Here is a 22,525-nt window from a genome sequence, read left to right as displayed (position 1 = left end):
GTTAAACGAAAGGAAAATAATACCTTTAGAGCTATACCCCATAGAAACATAGAATTATTATGTTTTTATGGGGTTTAGAACTTAATTTGGGAGTTCTTTTAGGAATAGATTACGTGTTTTCTCAGAATATTCACATCATTTCATACACCATTAAAAGCCCTAAAAGACTAATGCCTATCCATAGTAAAACGGAAAAAATCAGAGGTTTTACACCTACATTTCGTAGGGTTTCATAAGAGAGTGTACTGCCTATAAGAAATAGCGTAAGATGCAATCCTGCTTTTGCTGTGAGGGTAATGGTATTTGTAATCACCTCGGGAATAGGAAGGTAAGTATTTACCAATATGGCTAACACAAAACCACCTATAAACCAAGGAATTTTTATTCGGTTACTTTTGCCCTTGAATAGCCACATCGTCAGTAAACTCAGCGGAATAATCCAAAGGGCTCGGGCTAATTTTACCGTTGTAGCGATTTTTAGGGCTTCTTCGCCATAATTATTAGCGGCACCCACCACCGAACTCGTATCGTGAATCCCTATGGCACACCATAACCCGAATTGTTCCTGACTCAGTCCAAGCAAATGCCCCACAGGAGGATAAATGAAAAGAGCAATGGAATTGAGCGTAAAAATAACCGCTAAAGCCACCGAAATTTGCTTGCCATTGGCTTTAATAATGGGCGAAATAGCTGCAATGGCACTACCCCCACAAATGGCCGTCCCCACACCGATGAGGTAGCTGAGTATCTTATCGAGTTTTAATATTTTACTCAACAATCCGCCTAGTATCAGTACAAAACCAATACTCATAATGGTAATCAAAAATCCGTTTTGCCCTGCTTTGAGTGCTTCATTGAGTTGCAATCCAAAACCTAATCCTATGATGGAAAACTTTAACAATCGATGAATAACCGGATTGATTTTAGGCAGTGGAAATGGTGTTTTCAGTGTAAAAGCAAAAGCAATTCCTAATGCCAAAGCAATGGGCGAAGACACCCAAGGAGATAATGAAAATACCGCAAGCATCAAGAAAAGGAATTTTCGCAGGGTGTTATTTTTCATAAATGAATATTTTTTTATCGGCTATATCAACGTACTAAGGATATTGAGGTGCAAATTTCAGTAGTTTTTTATTATTAACCAAATGAGGAAGAAACTATTTGTTGTGACTACATTTACCCCTTAAGTACAATTTCTTTTAACCAATCGTAAAAAGCAAAAATCACTTCTTGACTTACATCAATGACAGGGTAGAAAAAACCGCATACCTTTGCAGCGAATTTAAAAATAAACAAGATATGTCAACAGTAAAATGGTCATTAGATACCGCTCACAGTGAATTGAATTTCAGGGTAAAACACCTTATGATTTCTAACGTAAAAGGAAGTTTCAAAGATTTTTCAGTGGAAATTCTTGGCGAAGATTTTGCAACTTCAAAAGTAAATGCACAGGTAAAAACTACTTCTATTTTTACCAACAACGAAGACAGAGACAACCACTTGCGTAGTGCCGATTTCTTCGATGTAGAAAACTTCCCAGAAATGAAATTCGAAGGAACTTCTCTTACCAAAAAATCGGACGATGAGTACACTTTGGTAGGAAACCTTACTATAAAAGGTATTACCAAAGAGATAGATTTAGAAGTAGATTTTGGAGGAATTAGCAAGGATCCTTGGGGAAATGAAAAATTAGGATTTTCTGTAAGAGGACGAATCAACAGAAAGGATTTTGGACTGAACTGGAATGCCGCTTTGGAAACAGGAGGCCCAATTTAGACAATGCCAAATGAAAACCTCCTAAACCTGCAAACAAATCAATAAATTTCATTTATGATGATTTTTCTCTAAAGAGTTTTATGAACATACAAAGTTACAATAATTGTTTTTAATAAAACAAACTCTTGCATATAATCAATAAAACCTCTACATTTGCCTTGTTATACATAAATTCTGTTCTTTAAAAATAGATAGGTAATTATTTATATTTCAATACATTAGAATATTGAGAGGATAAGTTGTTTCAAAGAGTATCCTTTCTTGATTTATATCAATGTTTAGCGGTGGATGTCCGTAGTATCTTTGCATCATCAATAACAAAGTATTAAAAAATTAAATCGATGCGAAAAATTTTATTATTTTTAAGTGCAGCACTTTTGAGCAGTTGCAGTTTCGGACAAAAAACAAATTCAAACAATAAAAATAACAATCAAATGAAAGCAGTTTATCATAAAGCAGACAGCAGAGGACACGCAAACCACGGAGAATGAACTTCGGTGTTCTTCGTGTATTAAATGACGATACCGTAAAAGGTGGGATGGGCTTCGGAACACACCCACACCGAGATATGGAAATCATCAGTATTCCTTTGGAGGGCGACCTAAAACACGGCGATAGTATGGGTAATGAAGGTCTCATCCGTAAAGGAGAAATCCAAGTAATGAGTGCTGGAACAGGAATTATGCACAGCGAAATGAACGGCAACCAAGGTGAAACCGTGAAATTCTTGCAAATTTGGGTTCTTCCTCGTCAAAAAGGAGTTAAACCTCGTTACGATCAAATCAACATCGAAAAAGATAAGAAAATCAACGATTTCCAACAAATCCTATCCCCTAACCCTGATGATGCTGGTGTATGGATTCACCAAGATGCGTGGTTCAATATGGCGAACTTTACCGCAGGAAATTCAAAAACATACAAGCTAAATAAAGAAGGTAATGGGGTGTATGTATTCGTTATCAAAGGAAAAGCAAAAATAGGCGACCAAGTATTAGACCAAAGAGACGGTTACGGAATTTACGATACTTCAGAATTTGATTTAGAAGCACTTGAGGATTCACAAATTCTATTGATGGAAGTACCAATGCAGTTACCATAAAAATTAAATTACGATGAGTATATTTCAAAACAAAGATTTAGGACTTTTAATTCTTCGTCTTTCCGTAGGATTGCTAATGATTCCACACGGAATCCATAAATTACTGAATTCAGGAGCGTTGGGATACATTCAGTCGCTCTTGGAAGCCAAAGGATTACCAACGTTTATCAGCTATGGTGTTTTTGTAGGAGAAATTATTGCACCGCTCCTCATCGTAATTGGTTTCCGTACGCGTATCTCGGCATTGGTATTGGCAGCCACAGGTTTGATGATTCTGTTCTTAGGATACGACAACCTTTTTGCCCTCACACAGCACGGCGGTTGGGTGGCAGAACTTGCAGGATTGTTCCTCTTCGGAGCTTTGGCATTAGCCTTTACAGGCGGTGGGAAATACGCTGTATCTACGAATAATCAGTGGGATTAAAACAAATAAAATGATAACAAAACGCCCCTTAATTGGGGCGTTTTTTAAGTTGAAGCCTAGTTTGAAAAAATCGTGGATAAATATTCTTTTCGTTAAAAAAAACATTTTTATTTCACATCTGATATTATGAAAAACAATTTTTTAGAGTACTTAAAAACAGGTTATTGTGATAGAAAATATGATTTAAACAAACAGAAAATAGAACAATTTATAGATTCTTTTTTTCGGTTTATATTTTTCTTAGAGCCTCAAAGATGTGATTCTCAAACGGAGATTGAAAGCCGATTTGTCAGTTTTAAAAATCAGTTTAAAGAAATAATAAACGATGTAAAACAAGAAAATACCGCACAGATATGCGAAACTTTTTTTAATGAGATTCCTAGCATTTATGAAACATTAGAAAAAGACGCTCAATTTTTCTTGGAAAGTGATCCTGCTGCCACGCATATAGAGGAAATTAAAGTTTCATACCCAGGGTTTTATGCTATCGCAATTTATAGATTTGCAAATCAGCTGCACCTTCAAAAAATCCCACTAATTCCAAGAATTTGGACAGAGCTTGCCCATAGCAAAACGGGAATAGATATTCATCCAGGGGCAAATATTGGAGAATATTTCTTTATTGATCACGGCACAGGAATTGTAATAGGAGAGACCACTCAAATAGGAAATCGTGTAAAAATCTATCAGAATGTAACATTAGGGGCGTTGGCTGTATCTAAAAGCATTGCCAATACCAAAAGGCATCCTACCATAGAAGATGAAGTAACCATCTATGCAGGAGCTACTATTTTGGGCGGAAAAACCATCATTGGTAAGGGGGCTACCATCGGAGGAAATGTTTGGATTACAGAAAGTATATTCCCTTATAGTTTAGTATATTATAAAGACAAAACCATCATCAGAAGCCAAGAAAATTCACCCGAACCGATTAATTTTTCCATATAAACCTATTAAATGATATGGATACACCGATAAATTTTCCTGTAAAAAGGAAAAAATATAACAAAAAACATTCTTAATATTTAAAATCATACAGAATATGAAATTCAATAATGTATTAGAAACTATTGGGAAAACGCCGGTAGTCAGATTGAGTAAAATTTTTCCTAAACATAATGTTTGGATAAAATTAGAACGAAGCAATCCAGGGGGAAGCATCAAAGATAGAATTGCTTTAGCAATGATAGAAACCGCTGAAAAGGAAGGAAAAATCAATAGAAATACCCAAATCATAGAACCTACTTCGGGGAATACAGGAGTAGGATTAGCTATGGTTTCGGCAGTAAAAGGTTATCATTTAACATTGGTAATGCCTGAAAGTATGAGTGTTGAAAGAAGAAAACTTATGACTGCCTATGGTGCCAATATCGTATTAACACCAAGAGAATTAGGTATGAAAGGAGCCATTGAAAAAGCTCAGGAATTGGCACAGCAAAACGAAAACACTTGGATTCCACAGCAGTTTGAAAACTCCTCTAACCCTGAAATTCATCGTAATACAACTGCTCAAGAAATTCTTAATGATTTTCCAGAGGGAATTGATTACCTCATCACGGGCGTAGGCACAGGTGGACATATTACAGGAATTTCGGAGATTATAAAACAGAAATTTTCTGAGTTAAAATCTTTTGCTGTGGAGCCAGAACTTTCCCCAGTTCTCAGTGGAGGAAATCCAGGAGCACACCCTATACAAGGCATTGGTGCGGGTTTTGTACCCAAAGTTCTCAATACTGAAATTTTAGATGGAACCATTCAGGTGAGTAAAGAAAATGCCTTTGTTTATACCCAAAGACTAGCCCAAGAAGAAGGTATTTTAGCCGGAATTTCCACAGGAGCATCTCTCGCAGCCATTGCACAAAAAATAGATGAGTTGCCTGAAAACACCACCATTCTTACCATAAATTATGATACCGGCGAAAGATATTGGTCAGTGGAAGGACTTTTTTAAATTTATGAAGTGATTGGAATTTTTTCCAATCATTTATTTTATATGTGTTTGTTAAGAACGCTTTTTATTTCGTACCTTTGCTTCAAATAAAATAGAACATGATGAAAAAAAATATATTGATTATTGCATTATCTTTAGCGGCACTGTGCAGTTGTAATAAAACTACCACGCCCAAGACCGAAACCCCACAGACGGCATTAGAAAATGTCCCACAGCCTTTTATTTCCAGTATAGAATATTCTAATTTGGTAGATAAAGCCAGCCAAGAAGAAGTAAAAGAGGCAATGTTAAAGGCTGGAATTACACCTTTGGCAGTAGATACTTTTTTTGAAAATGTAAATACCTTTAACCAAACGGTTACTGATGTAGGAATGGTAGATAAAGGATTCGTCATTTCCAATGAATTAGCACCAGAATATAACGAAGCAGGTATACAGATGCAATGGGAATCCAAAAATCCAGTATTCCCTGGCTACAATTGTCGTATCACTTCGTTTGATATGTTTGCCGATTTTTTTACCGTTGATACAAAAAAAACAATCAACAACAAGAAAAATCTGTTTTTAGACGAACATGCTCTTGATAATTGTGATAAAGAAATATTTTCAGCAAAACAACGAGAGAAATTTACAATTTTTTATGCTCAAATCCCAACCGTAGAAGGTAAAGAAGTAACCAAACATGTGGAAATTGTTCAGAAATATTGGAAAGATAGAGGCATTACTTTTCTTCACAATCAAGATAAAACCAAGGCTTCTCTAATCTCGGTATTTTTCCATTCATTTTTCGATACCGAAGACAATCATTTGTTTATCGGGCATATCGGGGTATTGGTACCTTCTGAAAATGGAAAACTTATTTTCATTGAAAAATTATCTTTCCAAGAGCCTTATCAAGCACTGAAATTCAACAATCGAACGGAACTTAATGATTACCTCATGAACCGTTACGATGTGGAATGGAACCAACCTACAGCCGCACCCTTTATCTTTGAAAATAATCAACTGATAGAAGGCTATAGACCCAATCCGAATAAAAAAATAGAACAGAGTTCGTAATGTCCAAAGATATTTGTTTTGCTTTTATAATATTTTTTCAAATCTTAAAATGATTATTCGCAGTTTGTAATCCTTAAAAAATGTCTTATAGCAATATTTTTTTGATTTGTTCTGACTATCTTTGCTCAGAATAATTTAAAAACGATAAAAATGGCAACAAGAATCAATCCGTATTTGAATTTTAACGGGAATTGCGAAGAGGCGTTCAATTTTTACAAAAAGGCTTTCGGAGGCGATTTTACAATGATGGTTCGCTCTGATGAAACTCCAATGGAAGTGGCTGAAAATGAGAAAAACCGCTTGATGTACATCGAACTTCCGATAGGCGAAAACGATAAACTAATGGGTTCGGACATTTTCGAATCGCTTGGGCAGAAACTTACTACGGGCAATCACAACTATGTGAGCATAGCCGTAGATAGCAAAGCCGAAGCCGACCACCTTTTCCACGTACTTTCCGAAGGGGGCGAAATAGAAATGCCTATGGAAGAGCAGTTTTTTGGCTATTTCGGAAGTTTCCAAGATAAATTTGGTATCTCTTGGATGATTATTTTTGAAGGGTGAAACTTTTACCACACATAAACCTATTTTCATAGACGACCTCAAACATGACCAATTCTGTGAATTGTGCAGAAGAAGGAAGATGTATTCTGTCCAAATAGGCGGTAGGGTTTAGATAATAGGAAATAGTAAGGAAGCTGTTGGAGACTTTTCCAACAGCTTCTTTATTATTAAAACTATCGGATGAACCCTTATGGCTAAAAAAACTTATACTTATAGATTTTTAAAATATAAGTACCACTTTATAAAGTTCTTTTAGCCCCAAAACGAAGCCCTCTATGCAAGGTTAATTTCTTCTTGGAGATAAAAAGTTATAATAAAAAAGGCTTCACTATAACTCTTATAATCTATAAAAAACAATAATTTACAAGGTTTTTAAGCTCCATTTTTACCACATTGTCTATAAAAGAAGGCTGTCCATAAAAAATCGGACAGCCTATATTTTTCATTCTTAAAAATTATTTTTTTGAGTTCATTATTTATTTTCACACACTGTTCTTTTCCTTAGATGAAGAAGAACCAAAAGTGCGATCCGCACGGGCATTAAAAAATAAGCAGTCGGCTTCCGACAAATTTTTCCAAACCTGCTTTCTGCGGTCGCTTCGAACAATGGAAAATTTTCCACATACTAAGCTCCAAGTTTTCGCTTACTTTGTTTTATTCGTTGATTTTCCTAACGCCAAATCTTCAATGCCGATGAAAAGTGGCCAAAATACTGAAAAATCAGTGTTGAACCATTAAAAAATATATCAATTAAGTACTGAACTCAAAAAAATTAATGCCACTGGTAAGTTATACCTGCAAAAACATTGATTCCCTTGGTATTGTTTGAAAATAAATTACTTATAATGCTACTTGAACCAACTACTAATGGCCCTACACGAAGTCCTGTACCTATTGTTGTTCCTACTTGTTGTGTATTAGCTATGGGTAAATAAAATCCTATCCATCTTGATTCGTATCGAGGTGTTAGTACAAAGCTATTAGCGTAGGCAGCGTTGTAGATTTTATCTTTCTTGTCAGATGAAGCAAATTGCCCTGAAAAATCAACGAAAAATTTTCGCAAAATACGAGCATCCGCATAAATTCGCAAAGCCACGGGAAGAGATGAAGTAAAGGTTTTCCCCTTTAATGAGGTTTGGCTAACCAAATTGCTTCTATCCAGATCACGTTGCAAATTGTCTAAGTTCAATGCTACGGACGTTACTGACGAATTAATTGAGTATTTTTTTGAATTTTCAGTGGTTGTATAATTCAATCTTCCTGCATCGGTGAAAGCTAATCCAAACTTAAAGTCGTAAGGAGTCTTTTCACAATCTGGACAAGGCTCTTTTCGGTATTCGTATGCAAATCCAGCATCAAAAACAAAAGTTGAAGCACTTGATTGCAGTCTAAACTTAGAATCCGAATCTTCTCCCCAAATATTAATACCTCCGTTATTGATACTAAAATCACCTGTACCAGATACGTTTAGAATAACATCATCCTTTTTTTGCTCCAATTTAATAGCTCCAGAAAAATCATCAAAACCTGCACGCGAACTAATAATTCCTTGGATAGCTTTCAAGGTAACTCCAACTTTGATTGTATGTTTTTCATTACTAAAAACAATACTTCCCCATGAAACTCCTACTTCGGAGAAAGCATTTACCAAAATATGCTGATTATCAATTTTAATAGAAGGATAAGCTGCTAAATCCATTAAATTTGTGTCAGAAAAATAAGATTCCAAGATTTTAGCATCTATTCCTCTTGCATCGGCAATGGCACGAACTCGTGAGGTAATAGCAATCGCATTTTTATTCCCTATATTAAAGAAAGCGGAAGGACCAAGTATGTCTAGATTGAAATCCGCATCAAGGTCATTGTGAGAAAACACGGAACCTTCTCCCGTTTTTGTAAATTTTTCAAAACTATCAGACAAACCGCTGAGTGATAAAGGCACCTTATTATTGGAAAAAATTCCATCAAATGATAAAAGATTAACTCCTTTTTTGTGCATTCCACCAACAGCTTCAGCTGGGTTATTGATAATTGAATAAATACCTCCGTACGGGCTGACTCTGAACCCCGAAAAAGACTGCTGAGCTCTTATACTAAAAGTACTCAGCATCAGTAGTAAAAAAAATATTTTTTTCATGTGCTTGGTGTGTTTAATTTAGGCAAAATTAAGACCTTTTATTTACATGAAAAAAAAAGTTATACTTAAAAAAAAGTTAATATTTTCACAAAGAGTTAGTTATAACAATATTTAGAAGCTAATTTCGGTTTATCCTGAACAACCATTCGCTTACACAAATTAAGAAAATACCACTTGCCAAACTCAGTAAAAGAAAGTAATTTTCAAAAAAAGCCCAACCTAACCAAAGACAAATACCTTTGTAAGCAATTAAAAACTCAGTAGTGAGAAATCCTGCAATGTATACAAGTATTGATATTCTACTCAAATTCAAAAGATTATTTTCTTTCAAAAGATATAACAACCCAAAATTGACAACTCCTAAGAAATTAAAGTGCAAATAACTCATTATAAAGTCATTATTGTAAAAAATAATCTCTTTGAAATAAGGAATAGAAGCGAAAAACATCATACAAACCTTAGTAATAAACAAAAAGACAAACCCGTTGCTTAAAACATTTTTAAAGGGATATTTCTGTATGTAGAAATAGATGACAGCTCCTATCGAAAGCATCCAAACTAGGGAACTAATTGTAGCAATAAGATGTAAGAAAATACTATCAAAAATACTTATGTATGAAACAGCTATTGCTCCAAAAACACCAATTTGAAAGCCATAGAAAATTTTATTAATCCAAGGAGATGTAATTCTATCAGTATGATTTTTTTTAAGAAAAAGTCCCATCAGGGTTGTCAAAACCCAGCCATTATATTGAAAATCTAAGAAAAAGAAAATGGATGCTTGATACAGGTTTGAATCTTTTCCAGTGGTTGCAATCGCTACAGGAATCATCCAAATACCTACGCTTGAAAGAATTAAATAGAAAATACCCATTCGTACAAACCGGTATGAAATCAACTGCTTATGCTCTTGTGTATTTGAATTTTTAAGGAAAAAATAACTGTAGTAATATGAAAATAGAAGGAACAAGACACTAAATGAAATCGAAATAGCTCCGTATCCTTGGAAAGGGAAACTGAAAAGCATCCCCAATAGAGAGATTTGTGTCAGATAAAAAATACGACGATGTTGCTTAGCTTTTTCAAGGGGAATAAATGAGTAGCTAAGTAGGGCTGTAAGGGTTGTGTAAATCCATCCCAAAATGGCGATATGCGAGTGTGTATGTAGAACATATCGATAATTATAACTAAATAAATCAGGCACTGCATGTGTTAATCGCATGAAAGTCCCGAATCCTATAATAATTAAAAAATAGGAAAAAGACCAATACAAATCTTGCCGAATACTGATTTTCATTTAATTATTTTTTCGATGTAGCAAAGGTATAACTTTTATCGAATAAATGAAAATAGAGGCATCCGAAAAGTCAGAGTAATATCATTCTGAGAAGGGATAAATCCTTATAAGTTGTGCTTCTTTTAAAGATTTTCCCTTTTGTTGGAATGACAAAATTTTACAAATACTGACTTTTCGGATAACCTCACTGGTTTATTTTATATTCCTAAAAACCAATTGACTATTGAAAGAATCTACAAGTATCACGCTGTTGGTGGTAATATTTCCCTGTAAAATTTCTTTTGAAAGTTTGTTGAGCAGTTCTTTTTGTAATACGCGTTTTACGGGTCTTGCTCCAAACTCAGGGTCATAACCCTTTTCAGCTAAGTAATCAATTGCTTCAGGGGTAGCATCTAGCACGATATTTTCACGTGCAACGAGCCTGATGATATTTCGGAATTGCAATTGCACAATTTCTTTAATATTTGCCTTTGAAAGAGGTGTGAACATTACGATATCATCAATACGATTAATAAACTCGGGACGTACGCTTTGTTTAAGCAACTGTAAAACAGCATTTTTAGCCAATTCAGTAGCCTTTTCAATATCCTTGCTATGTTTTTCAAAACTTTCCTGAATCAGATGACTACCAATATTGGAAGTCATGATGATGATGGTATTTTTGAAATCGGCAGTACGTCCTTTGTTGTCGGTCAATCGTCCCTCATCCAGTACTTGCAATAGAATGTTGAAGGTATCAGGATGTGCTTTTTCAATTTCGTCCAACAGCACTACCGAATAAGGTCTTCGTCGTACAGCTTCAGTGAGTTGACCTCCTTCGTCATATCCCACATATCCTGGAGGAGCTCCTATCAATCGGCTAACAGAGTGACGCTCTTGGTATTCGCTCATATCAATTCGGGTCATAGCATTTTCATCATCGAACAAATATTCAGCAAGAGCTTTTGCAAGTTCGGTTTTTCCGATTCCTGTTGTCCCTAAGAAAAGGAATGATCCAATCGGTTTTTTAACATCTTGTAAACCTGCACGACTTCGGCGAATGGCATCAGAAACCACTTCGATAGCCTCTTCCTGACCAACCACACGTTTGTGAAGTTCTTCTTCCAAATGGAGTAATTTTTCACGTTCTCCTTGCATCATTTTGGTTACAGGAATGCCCGTCCATTTAGCGATGACTTCTGAAATGTTTTCGCGAGTAACTTCTTCTTTAACAAGGGCTTTATCCTTTTGGTTGTCCAGCTCTTTTTGCAGAGTTTCAAGTTTGTCCTGTTCTTCTTTTATCTTACCATAGCGAAGTTCGGCTACTTTTCCGTAATTGCCTTCACGTTCGGCTTTCTCTGCTTCCAATTTGTAATTTTCAATGTTGGTTTTTGCCTTTTGAACCTCATCTACTAAGGTTTTTTCGCTTTGCCATTGTGCAAAAATATGGTTGCGTTCTTCTTTAAAATTTGCTAAATCTGCATTGAGAGATTGAAGTTTTTCGACGTCATTTTCACGCTTAATTGCTTCAATTTCAATTTCTAATTGCATAATTTTTCTATCCAAGACATCTAACTCTTCAGGTTTAGAATTGATTTCCATACGCAATTTGGACGCAGCCTCGTCCATGAGGTCTATTGCCTTATCTGGCAGAAAACGGTTGGTGATATATCGTTCTGAGAGTTCTACCGCTGCGATTATAGCCTCGTCTTTGATACGTACTTTATGGTGGGTTTCATACTTTTCTTTAATCCCTCGGAGGATAGAAATAGCACTTTCCGTATCAGGTTCTTCTACCATAACTTTCTGGAAACGACGCTCTAAGGCTTTATCTTTCTCAAAATATTTTTGATATTCATCCAAAGTCGTAGCTCCGATGGCTCTGAGTTCGCCTCGTGCCAAGGCAGGTTTCAAAATATTGGCAGCATCCATAGCTCCCTCGCCTCCTCCAGCACCTACTAAAGTATGGATTTCGTCAATAAACAAAATGATATTGCCATCGGAAGTTGTTACTTCTTTCACAACCGACTTGAGCCTTTCTTCAAATTCTCCTTTGTATTTGGCTCCTGCAATCAAGGCTCCCATATCTAAAGAAAAAATAATCTTATCTTTCAGGTTTTCAGGAACATCACCTTGTACTATACGATGAGCCAAACCTTCGGCGATAGCCGTTTTCCCAACTCCAGGCTCACCGACTAACATAGGGTTATTTTTGGTTCTTCGCGAAAGGATTTGTAGCACACGGCGTATCTCCTCATCTCGACCAATCACAGGATCGAGTTTTCCACTATCGGCTAATTGATTTAGGTTTTTAGCATATTTATTCAGCGAATTGTAGGTTTCTTCGGCAGAAGCTGAAGTCACACGCTCTCCTTTGCGGAGTTCGAGAATAGCCTTCTCTAATTCTTTTTCCGTAATACCTTGATCTTTAATAGCTTGTGATAATTTATTTTTTGTTTTTAAAATTGCTAATAACAAATGCTCCACAGAAACGTACTCGTCGTTCATTTCCTTGACGATATTACTCGCTTTGTTCAACATTTCGGCACTTTCACGCGATAGCGACATACTACCTCCACTGACTTTAGCGTAAGAATCCAATGCTTTTTGAACGTTTTGATTCAGCATACTTACGTTTACATTCAGTTTTTTCAAGAGAAACGGAAGTACATTATTATCTACCTCTTCAATTCCTTTGAAAATATGTTCAATTTGCAAATCTTGATGCCCATAACCTTGAGCAATTTGCTGGGCTCTTTGAATAGCCTCCTGCGATTTAATGGTATAGTTGTTAAAATTCATCGTTTACATTTTTTAGATTCACTCAATTATTGTCAAGTTATATACCATTGGATAAAAAATGACTTTTTGTCAGTTTTTAAATATTAAACTAACACAAAGCATGACAAAATTTACTTATTATCAATCATTAATGCATATATTTGAATAGTTTTCAACTCTAAAAACTTGTAAAAAAACAGAAATAGAGTCACTGTAAATTAAATCTAAAACCACATAGAGACACAGCGTAAAATCTATGTTCCTATGTGGTTTGAAGGATAGTAACTCTAAAGATAATATTTCATACGTTGCCCTAACCCAATGCGTAAATATGGGTTAAGAAGACGAATCACTAAGCTCTTTTAAGTCAATGGAAAGAATTTTAGAAATTTTAATAAGTTGTTCAGCTGAAAGTTTTTGTTTTCCTGTCTCAATTTTAGCATAGGCTGATTGGGAAATACCTAATTGAAAAGCAATATCTTCTTGGGATATTTTTTTCTCCAATCGGATTTTTTTGATTTTAGTTAAGTAATTCATAGTGTCATTTTTTAGGTTTGTACGAAGATACGAAAAAAATAATGAAATAAAAAGTTATTTTTATAATTATTTTAAATTTTAATGGAATTATTCTAAATTAGAATAGTTTTATTGGAATAAACCGTATACCTTTGCTTACGGATAATTTTAATAAAAACAACATGATTCGATTTACTACCAAAATTCAATTAAAGGCAATAGCTTTGACATTATCAGCTATTTTGCTAAAAACTTCTTGTTCAATAAAAACCTGCTGGGTTTGGAGATGGCGTGGTTTTAGAAGTGGATTGTACCGAGAAGTAACTCGAATGACAAACACAGATGCTTTAGCCGATGAAGCAAGACATCATTTAGGAAAAGAATACGTAAAATGGTATGAGTTTGCAACTGCCAAATGGGCTGCTCCAAGACGTTTTACTTGCACAACCTTGGTTTGGTGGTGTTCCAAAAAAGCATACGGTGTGAATGTATCCAGTTGGTATAGCCCTTTGGTAACACCCAGTGGTCTTTTTACGGATTGTAACACTTATTTAATACGAGAGGTACGATGAAGAAGTTTTGTTTTATATTCGCATTGTTAGGTGTATTCGCTTGTTCGGAAGATAAAGATATGACGGCTGATTATTTTAAATCTCAAAAAAGAGACAGCCGTTTCTTTGGGAAATGGATATACGTTAATTCTGAAACATTTGAGGAAGTTGTCTCTACTACGTTTTATAGAGAATATACAGAAATTGGGGAACTTCTTCGCATATATCAAGAGACAGGAGAAAAAAATAAAAGGGTGGAATATTATTATACAAAAGGAGATAGACTCTATGTGTTAAACCCTGGCTCTGGCTTTAAAGTTTCTGCTTCGGTATATGAATTTCGATATGAATTTTCTGATTCGGATAACATTTTGGTTTTACAAGACTATACAAACGGAGAACTAAGTAGTTACAAAGAATTTTTCAAACGTAAATAATACTTTTATGAAAAAACTTTATTTTTTATTCGCATTATTGGGTGTATTCGCTTGTTCGGAAGATAAAGATATGACCCCTGAACATTTTAAAGCCCAACAGCGAGACAGCCGTTTCTTTGGGAAATGGGCAGTAATAAATTCTAAAACATTTGAGGAAATTGTCACTGTTACGTTTTATAGTGAATATACAAAGATTGGGGAACTTTTTCTCATACATAGAGACACTGAAGAAAAAGATAAAAGTGTGGAATATTATTATACAAAAGGAGATAGACTCTATGTATTAAACCCTGGCTCTGGTTTTAAAGTTTCCGCTTCGGTATATGAATTTCGATATGAATTTTCTGATTCGGATAACATTTTGGTTTTACAAGAATACACAAACGGAGAACTAAGTAATTATAAACGATTTCTGAAACGTAAATAATACTTTTATGAAAAAGTTTTATTTTTTATTCGCATTGTTAGGCGTATTCGCTTGTTCGGAAGATGAACATATGACGGCTGATTATTTTAAATCTCAAAAAAGAGACAGCCGTTTCTTTGGGAAATGGAAGGCTGTAAATCCTAATACCTTAGAGGAGAAAATAACATCCTTTTATAGTGAATATACCGAAGAAGGGGTGTTTGATTTGATAGACCGAGAAACAGGAGAAAAAGATGAAAGAAAGAGATATTATTACACAAAGGAGAATACATTGTATGTATTACACCCAGGTGCTGGTTTTAAAGTTTCCGCTTCGGTAAGTGAATATAAGTATAAATTCTCTGATGACAATAATATTTTAATCATTCAAACATTAGAGGAGTATCGAAAAGGCGATAAAGGAGAATTTTTCAAACGTAAATAACACTTTCATGAAAAAGTTTTATTTTATACTCGCATTATTGGGTGTATTCTCCTGTTCGGAAGATGAAAATATGACGGCTGATTATTTTAAAGCTCAACAACGGGATAGCCGTTTCTTTGGAAAATGGAATGACGTAGACATAAACACCTTAGAAGAAGTAATGACCACTGTCTATCCTGAATACTCGGAGAATGGAGAGTTGATTCATATATATCGAGAAACAGGAGAAAAAAATAAAAGAGTAGAATATTATTATACAAAAGGAGATAGACTCTATGTATTAAACCCTGGCTCTGGTTTTAAAGTTTCCGCTTCGGTAAATGAATTTCGATATGAGTTTTCTGATTCGGATAATATTTTGATTTTACAACGATATACAAACGGAGAACTGAGTAATTACAAAGACTTTTTGAAACGTAAATAACACTTTCATGAAAAAGTTTTGTTTTATATTCGCATTGTTAGGTGTATTCTCCTGTTCGGAAGATAAAGATATGACAGCTGATTATTTTAAAGCCCAACAGCGAGACAGCCGTTTCTTTGGGAAATGGAATGACGTAGATATAAACACCTTAGAAGAAGTAATGACCACTGTCTATCCTGAATATTCGGAGAATGGAGAGTTGATTCATATATATCGAGAGACAGGAGAAAAAAATAAAAGAATAGAATATTATTATACAAAAGGAGATAGACTCTATGTGTTAAACCCTGGCTCTGGTTTTAAAGTTTCCGCTTCGGTAAATGAATTTCGATATGAGTTTTCTGATTCGGATAATATCTTGATTCTACAACTATATGTAAACGGAGAACTAAGTAATTACAAAGAGTTTTTGAAACGTAAATAACACTTTTATGAAAAAGTTTTGTTTTATATTCGCATTATTGGGTGTATTCGCTTGTTCGGAAGATGAACATATGACGGCTGATTATTTTAAAGCTCAACAACGGGATAGCCGTTTCTTTGGGAAATGGGCTGTAATAAATTCTAAAACATTTGAGGAAGTTCTTACTACTACCTTTTATAGTGAATACACAAAAATTGGGGAACATCTTCGGGTAGACCGAGAAACAGGAGAAAGTAATCAAAGAGTAGAATATTATTATACAAAGGGAGATAGACTCTACGTGTTAAACCCTGGCTCTGGTTTTAAAGTTTCTGCTTCGGTATATGAATTTCGATATGAATTTTCTGATTCGGATAACATTTTGATTTTACAAGAATACACAAACGGAGAACCAAGTAATCATAAACGATTTCTGAAGCGTAAATAACACTTTTATGAAAAAGTTTTACTAAGTTGCTTATTTAATCAGATATCAAATCTGTATGGTAAACAGGTTATGTATCAATTATTCGTTTGATAATATTGTTATTTTTTTTGAATTGAGAATGATTTATTCGCATAAACATTTAGCCAAATATCTATGAATATTAAAGGCTGAAATCTTAGAATAAGTCATTCTCAATGAAGTTTTACTTTGAACGATAAATTAGCCATACCAAATATCAATTTCAAAACAAGTAAAAAAACTTCCAAATTTATCTTTTGAGTTCAGTACTTAATTACATATATTTTCTTAATGGTTAAACACTGATTTTCAGCATTTTGACCACTTTTCATCGGCTTTAAAGACAAAGTCCGCACTGCGGAATATGTGCCGTTAAAAAAATCAATGAATGTAGCCTAGAAAATCTATACTACCTGAGCGTAGCGAATTTAGAAATTTTCAGCAAAGTATGTGAGAATTGATTTTTGGTAAAGTATCCACAGCATTGAATTTTTGGTTCCACATACTAAGCTTTCGCTTACTATGTTTCAGGACAAAAGTACAAAATATGAAAATAAATAATGAACTCAAATTTATTTTTTAAAATCTTCATCATTATCTAATCTCATGAGTCGAAAAGAAATGAATTTATGTAAAAAACTCAATAAAACACATCCAAAAATAGCATAAAAACATTGAAAATAGGTTTTTTATGACAAATCTTTTTTTTGCAATATATCGCTTTTTTATATCTTTGCCACTAAAATATTTTATATGCTTACACTAAGAAAAAGTCATACCTCAATCTACGCTATTTTTGAAAAACATATTAACGCTACTACGAGTGAAGATATCGACTTTATTTTTGATTTGGTGGACTACTATCGTCAGCAGTACAATAAAAAAACAACAATTGATTTGACTGAATTGCTTTCTGAAATACGAAATGATAAAGAAAAAGCCCATTTTTTGAAAGCAAAACTCGTTTCTGTCTTCTCAGATAAAAAAAAGACCATACTCCTAACCGATGCAGGATTACTCAGTAGCACCTCATTTTTCAAAGAACTTCGACGCCGTGTGTGGCATAAATTGATTCCCGATCAGCCTTTGAACAACAGTATTCAGTACGTCCTAAACCAATTGTTTTACAAATCTTCCGACACAAATTGGTTGAGTGCTATTCCTATGGACAATTGGTTTGAATTTTTAGAAATACTTTCTTTATCAACCTTTTATGATGACACAAAAAACCGAAGAGTCACCAAGGAAATCCTTCTAGCAATTATGATTCTTTCCCAGCGTATGGGTGGTTTTGCTCTACAGACGGATGTAATGCGGATGGTTCCCGAGTATTCCTCTTTGGAAAGTCCATTTATTGCTTTGGACGATGAACTTAACGCTTTGCATCGGACTATAATGACCCAAGACAAGCCTTATTTAAGTTTAGAGGATCATCATTTAGATCTCAAACAACTGGACATCTTAGTAAAGCAGTGTGAGGATTTCGTAGAAAAAGCTGTAAACAACACTTCTAAATATGGGGTTTCATTCAATGTAAATCAAACTCTTTTGCTCATTCGTCAACAGGTACGTCGTATCCGGAAGTTATATAATTTCTTGTTTATCAGCGGTGAAGAAGAGAAAAAACGAAAAAGCATTGAATTTTACTTGAGTTTGGTACGTGTTAATTCTAAAAAGAACAATATCAGCAAATTAATTGACGATAGCGTGTATAATATCACCTATGAAATTACGAATTATACAGGCAAAACGGGAGAACATTACATAACCTCGAATGCAAAGGAATATTTTTTGATGTTCAACACCGCTTTTTGGGGAGGTATTATTGTGAGTTTCATGTGTTTAGTTAAGTTAGCACTTTCAAAAACGGAATCAAGTGAGTTTATCCATGCCTTGAATTATAGTTTGAATTATGCCATCGGATTTGTAGTCATCTATTTAATAGGGGCAACTTTAGCAACTAAGCAACCTGCAATGACGGCATCAACAATTGCTCGAACTTTAGAAAATTTAGAGTCCAAAGACACGAAAGAGAAAAATAAACGCTATTCAGAATTTTCGGCCTTGTTTGCTCGTTTGTTCCGTTCGCAATTCGTAGCCTTTGCAGGAAATGTACTGGCGGCTTTCCCAATGACGTTACTACTTATTTGGGGGCTTACTTTCTTGTTGGATGGATATAACTTGGCAGAAAGTAAACATGATAAATTATTAGCCGAGCTTGATTTCCGACAAACACCCGTTTTTTTACACGCTTGTATTGCAGGAGTATTTCTATTTCTTTCTGGAATTATTGCGGGAAATGTAGCCAGTGTAAATAATTTCAATAATTTTTACTACCGATTGTCAGAACATCCTGTCTTGAAAACCATTTTAGGCAAACAACGAATGATTAAAATTTCCAATTGGATGAAAAAGAAATGGCCCGGAGTGGTTTCCAACATATGGTTCGGATTTTTTATGGGGTGTACAGGAGTAATAGGTACCTTTTTAGGCCTAGATTTAGACATCCGACACATTACTTTCGCCAGTGGAAATTTAGCATTGGGCTTATTTGGTGCAAACTTTGACATAGGTTTAGAGCTATTGCTATGGTCAATTGCAGGAGTATTCATTATTGGATTTGGAAATTTTATAGTGAGTTTCTCACTTTCACTGTTCATCGCCTTGCGTTCAAGAGAAATCCCTGTGTTTGAACTTAAAAACCTAACCAAATCCGTTTGGATACGATTCAAACAGCGACCAATGTCATTTTTCTTTCCAAGTAGGGAATCAAAAACAGTAGAAAGTGTTTAGAATATTCCCAAGCTAACATCATTTTCTAAGACACTTAATTTTTTAAACAGATAATTTTTTAAAGTAGAAAACATATTTATAATGAAAAAATACATACTTGCATTAACCTCCCTTTTTTTTGCAATAAGTAAAGCTCAGACCCCCAATCCATTATTAGCAGAAGATGCTGAAAATCAGAAAAAATGGGTAGAAGAAACCTACGCAAAGATGACACTGGAGGAACGTATCGGTCAGTTATTTATGGTTTCCGTATTTTCAAGTCAAATTAACACCCGAAATACCGAAGTGGTAAAAGATTTTATCAAAAAATATCACATTGGAGGAATAATTTTTTCCAAAGGAGGGCCAAAAAGACAAGCAAAACTTAATAATGAGTATCAATCCCTATCAAAAGTACCACTTTTTATGGCAATGGATGCCGAATGGGGACTGGCGATGCGTTTAGATTCTACCTATGCCTACCCGTGGAATATGACTATGGGAGCTGTAAAAGACGAAAAACTTATCGAAAAAGCCGCTTTCCGCATCGGGCAACACTGCAGACACATGGGGATGCAATTCAATTTTGCACCTGATATTGATGTGAATACGAACCCTGCTAACCCAATTATTGGAAATCGTGCTTTCGGTGAAGATAAAGAAAATGTAGCTATCAAAGGGATTGCTTTTACCCATGGAATGCAATCGGCGGGTGTGTTAGGCAGTGCCAAGCATTTCCCAGGACATGGCGACACAGCCAAAGATTCACATAAAACCCTTCCGCTCATTGAATTTTCAGCTCACCGTATTGACAGCATAGACCTTTATCCATTTCGCAAATTGGTGGATAGTGGAGTAGCAAGTGTAATGGTTGGACATCTAAATATTCCTGCTTTGGAACCCAAAAAAGGACTACCCTCCTCCCTATCCTATACCATCATTACCGAGCTTTTGAAGAATAAAATGGGATTCCAAGGCCTAATTTTCACCGACGCTTTAGGTATGAAGGGAGTAGCAGAATATATGCCTGTGGGAGAAGTAGAAGTAGCAGCTTTTTTGGCAGGAAATGATATTTTGCTAATGCCTGAAAATATGGCGGTAGGTTTTGAAGCTATGAAAAAAGCCTATCAGCAAAATCGGATTACTGAGGAGCGTTTAGCATATTCAGTAAAGAAAATTTTAATGGCAAAATACAAAGTAGGATTAACCTCATTCACCCCATTGGATGAAAAGACCATATACGATAATTTACATAGCTTGGAGGATGATTTGCTTACTGAACAGATTTTTGAAAACGCCTTAACAGTAGCTAAAAATAACAATAAAACTCTACCAATCAAGGATGTAGACAAAAAAATTGCTTACGTCAAATTTGGAAACGACAGTGGGTGGACATTTTACACAACGCTTCAAAAATATACCGATATCTCTCTTATTGAACCCAAATCGATAGAACAATTACAAAAAGATATCGCATCCTTTGAAACCGTTATCATAGGGCTACACCGTCCGAATCGAACTCCATGGGATGCTTACCAATTCACCAAAGACGAGCTATTGTGGTTAGAAAATATCGCTAAGAAGAAGAAAGTGATTTTATCCATATTCACTCGCCCATATGCATTGTTGGATGTCAAAGACATTTCAAACATTGAAGCAATTATCGTTTCCTATCAAAATCACAAAGTAGCACAAGAGAAAACAGCTCAGTTAATTTTCGGTGCCATTGAAGGACAGGGGGTGCTTCCAGTATCCGCACATCCACTCCTACCTGTAAACACATCTATACAAACTCCAAAAATAGGAAGATTATCCTATGGATTACCTGAAAGTGTCGGAATTAGCTCAACTAAACTGAATCGCATTGACAGTGTGGCAAAAGAGGTATTGTCGAAAAGAATGGCTCCCGGAATGCAAATTTTAGTTGCCAAACAAGGAAAAATTATCTACCGTAAAAATTTCGGAACTTTGGACTACAACGATAAAAATAAAGTTACCGACAACACCATTTATGATTTAGCTTCACTGACCAAAATCTTAGTAACCGTACCACAATTGATGAAAATGTATTCAGAAGACAAATTCAATGTAAATGGTACATTTTCAGATATATTACCCTATTTAAAGAACACCAACAAAGGGAAAATGAAAATTTTGGACGTATTGTCTCATTACGCCCAATTTCAGTCCTGGATTCCTTTTTACATACAAACACTCGACCCCGATAAAAAACCATTATCAGAGTGGTATAGCACCCAAAAAACAAAGGATTACAACGTGCAAGTAGCAAAAGATTTATTTATGAAATCCGAGTATGTCAACATAATGTATCAACGCATCGACAGTAGCGATTTAATTAAGAAAAAACGCTATTTGTACAGTGATTTACCTTATTACTATTTTAAAAAATATATTGAAGAAACCTATAAAAAAACGTTAGACCAAGTAATTGATGAACATTTTTATGCAAAAATGGGAGCTTATCGTCTGACCTATTTTCCTTTGAAACGTTTTTCGTTGGGAAGCATAGCACCTTCTGAAGTAGATACATATTTTCGTCATCAAGAAATCCGAGGCTACGTACACGATCAAGGTGCCGCTATGCTCGGCGGAGTGGGAGGACACGCGGGACTTTTTGGTACAGCAGACGATGTAGCCAAAATGATGCAACTATTTTTACAAAATGGCTACTATGGAGGCACTTGGTTTTTACAACCTCAAGCACTCACTTTGTTCAATACATGTACATTTTGTAGCGAAAAAAACCGAAGAGGACTCGGTTTTGATAAGCCACAACTCGAAGGAGAAGGCCCTACTTGTGGATGCGTACCAATGTCGAGCTTTGGACATACAGGTTTCACCGGAACATATGCTTGGGCAGATCCTGAGAATGAGGTGATTATCGTATTTCTATCGAACAGGACATTCCCAACAGCTGAAAATAATCTACTAATCAAAGAAAACATCCGTCCAAAGATTCAACGCATTGTGTATGAAGCGTTGAAATAATAGAAAGCATATTGTATTGCTTTTGTAGAG

Annotated in this window: 20 protein-coding genes and 1 pseudogene; 16 read left to right on the top strand and 5 right to left on the bottom strand. The window is 35.1% G+C overall.

Features of this window, described 5'->3' with window-relative positions; all coding sequences use genetic code 11:
• Positions 1 to 130: 130 nt before the first annotated feature.
• Positions 131 to 1,063 (bottom strand): YeiH family protein, encoded by a 933-nt coding sequence (locus tag CGC52_RS09790; RefSeq protein ID WP_095894254.1) that lies wholly within the window; start codon positions 1,061 to 1,063, stop codon positions 131 to 133.
• Between the two features lie 236 nt (positions 1,064 to 1,299).
• On the opposite strand from CGC52_RS09790, the gene CGC52_RS09785 reads away from it, so the two are divergent.
• The 7 genes and pseudogenes from CGC52_RS09785 to CGC52_RS09755 all read left to right on the top strand — a co-directional run bounded on the left by CGC52_RS09785 (position 1,300) and on the right by CGC52_RS09755 (position 6,872).
• A complete protein-coding gene (locus CGC52_RS09785; RefSeq protein WP_095894253.1) occupies positions 1,300 to 1,776 on the top strand; it encodes a YceI family protein in 477 nt (158 codons plus the stop codon).
• Positions 1,777 to 2,210: 434 nt separating this feature from the next.
• Positions 2,211 to 2,875, top strand: a pseudogene (locus CGC52_RS09780) (pirin family protein).
• Between the two features lie 13 nt (positions 2,876 to 2,888).
• The gene (locus tag CGC52_RS09775) at positions 2,889 to 3,299 is read left to right on the top strand and encodes a DoxX family protein (RefSeq protein ID WP_095894252.1); all 411 of its coding nucleotides are present in this window, start codon (positions 2,889 to 2,891) and stop codon (positions 3,297 to 3,299) included.
• Positions 3,300 to 3,425: 126 nt separating this feature from the next.
• Entirely contained in the window at positions 3,426 to 4,247 is an 822-nt protein-coding gene (locus CGC52_RS09770; RefSeq protein ID WP_095894251.1) for a serine O-acetyltransferase, read from the top strand.
• 94 nt (positions 4,248 to 4,341) lie between these two features.
• Positions 4,342 to 5,250: a cysteine synthase A gene (cysK, locus tag CGC52_RS09765; RefSeq protein ID WP_095894250.1), complete on the top strand. Its 909-nt coding sequence runs from the start codon at positions 4,342 to 4,344 to the stop codon at positions 5,248 to 5,250.
• Positions 5,251 to 5,351: 101 nt separating this feature from the next.
• On the top strand, positions 5,352 to 6,308 hold the full coding sequence (locus CGC52_RS09760; protein WP_095894249.1) for a DUF4300 family protein: 957 nt from the start codon (positions 5,352 to 5,354) through the stop codon (positions 6,306 to 6,308).
• Positions 6,309 to 6,458: 150 nt separating this feature from the next.
• Positions 6,459 to 6,872, top strand: a complete 414-nt coding sequence (locus tag CGC52_RS09755) for a VOC family protein (RefSeq protein WP_095894248.1) — start codon at positions 6,459 to 6,461, stop codon at positions 6,870 to 6,872.
• Positions 6,873 to 7,644: 772 nt separating this feature from the next.
• On the opposite strand, the gene CGC52_RS09750 is transcribed toward CGC52_RS09755, so the two are convergent.
• The 4 genes from CGC52_RS09750 to CGC52_RS09735 all read right to left on the bottom strand — a co-directional run bounded on the left by CGC52_RS09750 (position 7,645) and on the right by CGC52_RS09735 (position 13,603).
• Entirely contained in the window at positions 7,645 to 9,009 is a 1,365-nt protein-coding gene (locus CGC52_RS09750) for a hypothetical protein (protein ID WP_095894247.1), read from the bottom strand.
• A 118-nt stretch (positions 9,010 to 9,127) separates the two neighbouring features.
• Positions 9,128 to 10,306 (bottom strand): hypothetical protein, encoded by a 1,179-nt coding sequence (locus tag CGC52_RS09745; protein ID WP_095894246.1) that lies wholly within the window; start codon positions 10,304 to 10,306, stop codon positions 9,128 to 9,130.
• A 192-nt stretch (positions 10,307 to 10,498) separates the two neighbouring features.
• Positions 10,499 to 13,087: an ATP-dependent chaperone ClpB gene (gene clpB / locus CGC52_RS09740; RefSeq protein WP_095894245.1), complete on the bottom strand. Its 2,589-nt coding sequence runs from the start codon at positions 13,085 to 13,087 to the stop codon at positions 10,499 to 10,501.
• Between the two features lie 315 nt (positions 13,088 to 13,402).
• Positions 13,403 to 13,603 carry a helix-turn-helix domain-containing protein gene (locus tag CGC52_RS09735; protein ID WP_042005567.1) on the bottom strand — a complete coding sequence of 67 codons (201 nt, stop codon included), beginning with the start codon at positions 13,601 to 13,603 and terminating at the stop codon, positions 13,403 to 13,405.
• 161 nt (positions 13,604 to 13,764) lie between these two features.
• On the opposite strand from CGC52_RS09735, the gene CGC52_RS09730 reads away from it, so the two are divergent.
• The 9 genes from CGC52_RS09730 (at position 13,765) to CGC52_RS09690 (ending at position 22,495) form a co-directional block, all read left to right on the top strand.
• Positions 13,765 to 14,154, top strand: a complete 390-nt coding sequence (locus CGC52_RS09730) for a hypothetical protein (RefSeq protein ID WP_095894244.1) — start codon at positions 13,765 to 13,767, stop codon at positions 14,152 to 14,154.
• Positions 14,151 to 14,570 carry a hypothetical protein gene (locus tag CGC52_RS09725; RefSeq protein ID WP_095894243.1) on the top strand — a complete coding sequence of 140 codons (420 nt, stop codon included), beginning with the start codon at positions 14,151 to 14,153 and terminating at the stop codon, positions 14,568 to 14,570. The genes CGC52_RS09730 and CGC52_RS09725 overlap by 4 nt, the downstream gene beginning before the upstream one ends.
• A 7-nt stretch (positions 14,571 to 14,577) precedes the next feature.
• Positions 14,578 to 14,997, top strand: a complete 420-nt coding sequence (locus CGC52_RS09720) for a hypothetical protein (protein WP_095894242.1) — start codon at positions 14,578 to 14,580, stop codon at positions 14,995 to 14,997.
• Between the two features lie 7 nt (positions 14,998 to 15,004).
• Positions 15,005 to 15,421 carry a hypothetical protein gene (locus CGC52_RS09715; RefSeq protein WP_095894241.1) on the top strand — a complete coding sequence of 139 codons (417 nt, stop codon included), beginning with the start codon at positions 15,005 to 15,007 and terminating at the stop codon, positions 15,419 to 15,421.
• A 7-nt stretch (positions 15,422 to 15,428) separates the two neighbouring features.
• The gene (locus CGC52_RS09710) at positions 15,429 to 15,845 is read left to right on the top strand and encodes a hypothetical protein (RefSeq protein ID WP_095894240.1); all 417 of its coding nucleotides are present in this window, start codon (positions 15,429 to 15,431) and stop codon (positions 15,843 to 15,845) included.
• A 7-nt stretch (positions 15,846 to 15,852) separates the two neighbouring features.
• Positions 15,853 to 16,269, top strand: coding sequence for a hypothetical protein (locus CGC52_RS09705; protein ID WP_095894239.1), 417 nt, complete (start codon positions 15,853 to 15,855; stop codon positions 16,267 to 16,269).
• A gap of 7 nt (positions 16,270 to 16,276) precedes the next feature.
• Positions 16,277 to 16,696, top strand: coding sequence for a hypothetical protein (locus tag CGC52_RS09700; protein WP_042347481.1), 420 nt, complete (start codon positions 16,277 to 16,279; stop codon positions 16,694 to 16,696).
• 771 nt (positions 16,697 to 17,467) lie between these two features.
• A complete protein-coding gene (locus tag CGC52_RS09695) occupies positions 17,468 to 19,507 on the top strand; it encodes a recombinase (RefSeq protein ID WP_095894238.1) in 2,040 nt (679 codons plus the stop codon).
• An 81-nt stretch (positions 19,508 to 19,588) separates the two neighbouring features.
• Positions 19,589 to 22,495, top strand: coding sequence for a glycoside hydrolase family 3 N-terminal domain-containing protein (locus tag CGC52_RS09690; RefSeq protein ID WP_095894237.1), 2,907 nt, complete (start codon positions 19,589 to 19,591; stop codon positions 22,493 to 22,495).
• The last annotated feature ends 30 nt before the right edge of the window (positions 22,496 to 22,525 follow it).

Origin of the sequence: Capnocytophaga sp. H2931 (genome assembly GCF_002302535.1) — a bacterium.
GTDB classification, from domain to species: domain Bacteria; phylum Bacteroidota; class Bacteroidia; order Flavobacteriales; family Flavobacteriaceae; genus Capnocytophaga; species Capnocytophaga canis.
Note: the sequence above shows the minus strand (reverse complement) of the source record. Positions and strands in the feature narration are given on the sequence as shown.

Coding starts and splice junctions, on each gene's coding strand:
- CGC52_RS09705 (WP_095894239.1), top strand. CDS start 15,853: ATGAAAAAGTTTTGTTTTATATTCGCATTGTTAGGTGTATTCTCCTGT.
- CGC52_RS09715 (WP_095894241.1), top strand. CDS start 15,005: ATGAAAAAGTTTTATTTTTTATTCGCATTGTTAGGCGTATTCGCTTGT.
- CGC52_RS09755 (WP_095894248.1), top strand. CDS start 6,459: ATGGCAACAAGAATCAATCCGTATTTGAATTTTAACGGGAATTGCGAA.
- clpB (WP_095894245.1), bottom strand. CDS start 13,087: ATGAATTTTAACAACTATACCATTAAATCGCAGGAGGCTATTCAAAGA.
- CGC52_RS09695 (WP_095894238.1), top strand. CDS start 17,468: ATGCTTACACTAAGAAAAAGTCATACCTCAATCTACGCTATTTTTGAA.
- CGC52_RS09770 (WP_095894251.1), top strand. CDS start 3,426: ATGAAAAACAATTTTTTAGAGTACTTAAAAACAGGTTATTGTGATAGA.
- CGC52_RS09775 (WP_095894252.1), top strand. CDS start 2,889: ATGAGTATATTTCAAAACAAAGATTTAGGACTTTTAATTCTTCGTCTT.
- CGC52_RS09725 (WP_095894243.1), top strand. CDS start 14,151: ATGAAGAAGTTTTGTTTTATATTCGCATTGTTAGGTGTATTCGCTTGT.
- cysK (WP_095894250.1), top strand. CDS start 4,342: ATGAAATTCAATAATGTATTAGAAACTATTGGGAAAACGCCGGTAGTC.
- CGC52_RS09750 (WP_095894247.1), bottom strand. CDS start 9,009: ATGAAAAAAATATTTTTTTTACTACTGATGCTGAGTACTTTTAGTATA.
- CGC52_RS09720 (WP_095894242.1), top strand. CDS start 14,578: ATGAAAAAACTTTATTTTTTATTCGCATTATTGGGTGTATTCGCTTGT.
- CGC52_RS09700 (WP_042347481.1), top strand. CDS start 16,277: ATGAAAAAGTTTTGTTTTATATTCGCATTATTGGGTGTATTCGCTTGT.
- CGC52_RS09730 (WP_095894244.1), top strand. CDS start 13,765: ATGATTCGATTTACTACCAAAATTCAATTAAAGGCAATAGCTTTGACA.
- CGC52_RS09710 (WP_095894240.1), top strand. CDS start 15,429: ATGAAAAAGTTTTATTTTATACTCGCATTATTGGGTGTATTCTCCTGT.
- CGC52_RS09745 (WP_095894246.1), bottom strand. CDS start 10,306: ATGAAAATCAGTATTCGGCAAGATTTGTATTGGTCTTTTTCCTATTTT.
- CGC52_RS09785 (WP_095894253.1), top strand. CDS start 1,300: ATGTCAACAGTAAAATGGTCATTAGATACCGCTCACAGTGAATTGAAT.
- CGC52_RS09690 (WP_095894237.1), top strand. CDS start 19,589: ATGAAAAAATACATACTTGCATTAACCTCCCTTTTTTTTGCAATAAGT.
- CGC52_RS09760 (WP_095894249.1), top strand. CDS start 5,352: ATGAAAAAAAATATATTGATTATTGCATTATCTTTAGCGGCACTGTGC.
- CGC52_RS09735 (WP_042005567.1), bottom strand. CDS start 13,603: ATGAATTACTTAACTAAAATCAAAAAAATCCGATTGGAGAAAAAAATA.
- CGC52_RS09790 (WP_095894254.1), bottom strand. CDS start 1,063: ATGAAAAATAACACCCTGCGAAAATTCCTTTTCTTGATGCTTGCGGTA.